At 66.1% G+C, this 3,057-nt stretch carries 3 protein-coding genes, 1 tRNA gene and 1 pseudogene; 2 read left to right on the top strand and 3 right to left on the bottom strand.

The window, feature by feature from the left end:
• Positions 1-103 precede the first annotated feature (103 nt).
• Both A5727_RS08125 and A5727_RS08120 read right to left on the bottom strand, forming a co-directional pair.
• Positions 104-1,315 (bottom strand): branched-chain amino acid ABC transporter substrate-binding protein, encoded by a 1,212-nt coding sequence (locus tag A5727_RS08125; RefSeq protein ID WP_068247384.1) that lies wholly within the window; start codon positions 1,313-1,315, stop codon positions 104-106.
• Between the two features lie 231 nt (positions 1,316-1,546).
• A complete protein-coding gene (locus A5727_RS08120; RefSeq protein WP_231991993.1) occupies positions 1,547-2,167 on the bottom strand; it encodes an ANTAR domain-containing response regulator in 621 nt (206 codons plus the stop codon).
• A 93-nt stretch (positions 2,168-2,260) separates the two neighbouring features.
• Here A5727_RS08120 and A5727_RS08115 point away from each other — a divergent pair.
• Positions 2,261-2,337: transfer RNA gene (locus A5727_RS08115), tRNA-Leu, on the top strand.
• Positions 2,338-2,380: 43 nt separating this feature from the next.
• On the opposite strand, the gene A5727_RS08110 is transcribed toward A5727_RS08115, so the two are convergent.
• The gene (locus A5727_RS08110; RefSeq protein WP_068247379.1) at positions 2,381-2,728 is read right to left on the bottom strand and encodes a hypothetical protein; all 348 of its coding nucleotides are present in this window, start codon (positions 2,726-2,728) and stop codon (positions 2,381-2,383) included.
• A 104-nt stretch (positions 2,729-2,832) separates the two neighbouring features.
• Between A5727_RS08110 and A5727_RS08105 the strand changes: the two are divergent.
• Positions 2,833-3,057: pseudogene (locus tag A5727_RS08105) on the top strand (hypothetical protein); the annotation flags it as partial.

Here is a 3,057-nt window from a genome sequence, read left to right as displayed (position 1 = left end):
GGGACGCGGGGGGGGGGGGCCCCCCCGGGGGGGGGGCCCGGCCCCGGCACCCGGGGCGCCGCGGGGGCCCCCCGGTCCCCGCCCCGCGTCCCCGTCGTCACAATCACTGCACCTTGTACACCCAGATCAAGGTGTTGGTGAGTTCACCATTGGGTGTCCACTCGTACTTGCGGGCCACACCCTGACCGCTGTAGGTCCGCACGAAGTCGAGCAGTTCGGCGCGCGTGTGCTTTCCGGCGTCGATGCCCTTCAGCAGGATCGTGCCGAGGTCGTAGCCCTCAGTGCTGTAGGTGCCCGGCTCCATGTTCCACTTCGCGGTGTACTCCTCGGCGAACTTGCCGGTGGCCGGACCACAGGGGCAGGACAGGATCGCGTCCTTGGACGCCTCGCCCGCCTGCTTGACGAACTCCGGATCCTTGGTGCCGTCGGCGCTGACGAAGGTGGCCGTCACGCCCGCGTCACGCAACTGCTGGACGAACGGCGCGGCCTCGGCGTAGTAGCCGCTGAAGAACACCGATTCCGGTGCGATGCCCTTGATCTGGTTCACCGCCGCCGAGAAGTCCTTGTCGCCCTTCTTCACCGAGATGTTGCATGCGCCGTCGGCGACGGGGCCGAGGGTGTCGCGCACGGCCTGGGCCAGACCCAGTCCGTAGTCGGTGCTGTCGTCGACGACGCAGACCTTGGTGTTGCCGAGGTTGTTCTTGAGGTAGTTGGCCACCGAGGGACCCTGCACACCGTCATTGGCCAAACCGCGGAAGAAGGTCCTCCAACCGTTCTCCGACAGCGTGACATTGGTGGCCGACGCCGTCGTGGCCACCAGGCCCGCCTGGTCGAAGACCTGACCGGTGGCCTTGGTCTCGCCCGAGAACGCGGGCCCGATCAAGCCGATGGTGTAGGCGTCCGAGACGATCTGCGGTGCGACCTGGGTGGCCTTCTGCGGGTCACCCTCGGTGTCGAAGGTCTTCAACTGAACCTGGCAGCCCGGGTTGGCCTCGTTGTGCTGGTCGACGGCCAACTGCACGCCGTTGCGGATGTTGATACCCAGTGCAGCGTCAGGGCCGGTGAGCGCACCGGCCATCGCGAGACTCAGGGGCGAGCACGCCGCCTTGCCATCGCCGCGAGGATCGGCCGGAGCCTGGCTGGCGTCCGCCTTGACCTCGCTGCCGTTCTCGTCGATCTGGATCTGCTCGACGATCTTCAGGCCCGTCTGGGACTGCTCCTCTTCCGGACTCGACTGGTTACAGCCGGCAACCCCGAATACGAGCAGGGCCGCCGAGCCAAGAGCGAATGCACTGCGTGTCGCGCGACCGCGCACGTTTCACCTCCGGGTCGATGTTCATGACGGCTTTGGCGATCTGGCCGGGTGTGGCCGAGACCATCAACGCTTCCGAAAGAACATAGCGGTCACACCGCGGAATCGCGTGGTGGTTGATGAACGCGCGCTGCCCGACGTCCGATAGATGCACCTAAACCGAACGGTCAGCGTCGTACTCCAGGCCAGAACCGCACGTCAGGAAACGCACTTTTTACGCGTGCCGGCCGGGATTCAGGTGGTGGGCGGCTGGGTTTGCGGCGTGTCGAGGGTCTCGAGCACCACTTCGGCGACACGCTTCATGGTCGTGCGCCGGTCCATCGCGGCGCGCTGGATCCATTTGAACGCCTCAGGCTCGGTCATCCCCTGGTTGGCCTGCAGCAAACCCTTTGCGCGTTCGACGAGCTTGCGCGTCTCCAGGCGGTCCGACAGCGTCGCGACCTCCTTCTCCAGCGCGCTGACCTCACTGAACCTGCTGACCGCGAGTTCGATGGCCGGGATCAGGTCGGTGATCGAGAACGGCTTCACCAGGTATGCCATGGCTCCGGCGTCGCGCGCTCGTTCGACCAGATCCCGCTGGCTGAACGCGGTCAGCACCACGATCGGCGCGATGCGCTTGCTGGCGATCTCTGCGGCCGCGTCGATGCCGTCGCGACGCGGCATCTTGACGTCCATGATCACCAGATCGGGCATCAGCTTCTCGGCGAGTTCCACCGCCTCCTGCCCGTCGCCGGCCTCCCCGACGACCTCATATCCCTCCTCGCGGAGCATCTCCGCCAAGTCCAGGCGAATGAGCGCCTCATCCTCGGCGATAAGCACTCGATGGGGTTTGACCTCGTCGGCGGTTCCCGTCATGGGGACCATTGTCGCGTGAGGCGGGCGAATGGGCGAGCGCGGGAGTCCGAAACGGCATCGACTATGGTGGGTACTCGCACCGACCGGGTGCATGCCCTCGTATCCCAATTGGCAGAGGAAACGGATTCAAAACCCGTCCAGTGTGAGTTCGAGTCTCACCGAGGGCACCAGGATTGAAGTGTTGAACCGCGGTGAGGGGCTTGCGGTTCGGAGCTAACCGAACGCGATGGCACACAGGAACACCGCGACCGGCGCATAGAACAACAGCACGCACGTCGCGAGCACGACCACCACCCACACCAGAGCGGTCCGCTGGGTGGCAGCCGCTTTGGCCAGGGACACACAGCCGACGAGGGCCGCGACGATGCTGACGACCATCAGCGCCCGGGGCAGCAGCGCGTCAGCCCCCGGCGGATACCGCCCATCCATCAGATTCGCCGTCAACGCACTGCTCGTGCCCACCGGGTACAGCAGTGCCACCGCGATCAGCAGCGCGGCGACTGCCGCGGCCGCATAGATGTTGGCCCGCTTGGCGATGTCCATCCACTGATCTTCGGGCATCTCACGGGGGTGTTCCGACGGGAGTTGTCCCCAATTGAGACTTCATCCACAGATCGGCGGCCTGGTGATGGTCCAGGGGTCACCCCGGGACAACAATCGAACGTATGTGCGAACTGATCTTTGATGCGGAGGACGACGCGGCTGTCGTCTCCGCGATCAGCGGTTTCGCACGGGCGGAGGCGGCTGCCGCTGCGGGTCGGCTGGCGGCGATCCATGCGCTGATGGAACTGCGGGTCACCGATGAGGACGAACGCGCCCGGTGGGCCTGCGACACCTGGGACGCCTGCGCGGCCGAAATCGGCGCCGCGCTGAGCATCAGCAGCCGCAGA

The sequence above is a fragment of the Mycobacterium sp. ACS4331 genome (assembly GCF_001667265.1).
Taxonomy (GTDB): Bacteria; Actinomycetota; Actinomycetes; order Mycobacteriales; family Mycobacteriaceae; genus Mycobacterium.
This window is presented reverse-complemented; position numbering and strand designations above follow the sequence as displayed.